Source organism: Bacteroides faecichinchillae JCM 17102, assembly GCF_000614145.1.
In the GTDB taxonomy this organism is placed as follows: Bacteria; Bacteroidota; Bacteroidia; order Bacteroidales; family Bacteroidaceae; genus Bacteroides; species Bacteroides faecichinchillae.
Genome location: NZ_BAKK01000139.1, coordinates 1 through 585, shown reverse-complemented (window position 1 = coordinate 585; position 585 = coordinate 1). Strand labels below are relative to the sequence as shown.

The window sequence follows — 585 nt, the reverse complement described above, 5'->3', positions numbered from 1 at the left end:
GAACGTCTCTCTGATCTGGTGAACAAAGCTGGCGGTGCTACAAATTATGCTTATCTGCGTGGTGCCAAACTGACTCGTATAGCCAATGCCGATGAAAAGAAACGTATGGCCGATGTCATTCGTCTGATGCGCCGTCAGTTGGGAGAAGAGATGATGGATTCTTTGGGAATCGAAGTTGAAAATTCTTTTACCGTAGGTATTGATTTGGAGAAAGCCCTTCGTAATCCTAAAAGCAGTTCCAATATCGTTTTACGTGAAGGTGATGTCATTTCCATTCCGAAGAATACAAATACAGTCACTATCAACGGTGCTGTCATGGTTCCTAATACCGTTTCTTATTTGGAAGGTAAAGATATTGATTATTATTTGAATCAAGCTGGCGGCTATTCGGATAATGCAAAGAAGAGTAAGAAGTTCATTGTATACATGAACGGAGAGGTGACCCGGGTAAAGGGTAATGCTAAGAAACAGATTGAGCCTGGTTGTGAGATCATAGTTCCGAGTAAATCGAAGAAACGTACTAATGTAGGGGAAATACTGGGTTATGCCACTTCTTTCAGTTCTCTGGGCATGATGATTGCTTCC

1 protein-coding gene is annotated in these 585 nt (G+C 41.9%); it reads left to right on the top strand.

Annotated elements, in window-relative coordinates:
- A partial coding sequence (locus JCM17102_RS25485; RefSeq protein WP_033887297.1) for an SLBB domain-containing protein occupies window positions 1-585 on the top strand: 585 nt, incomplete at both ends.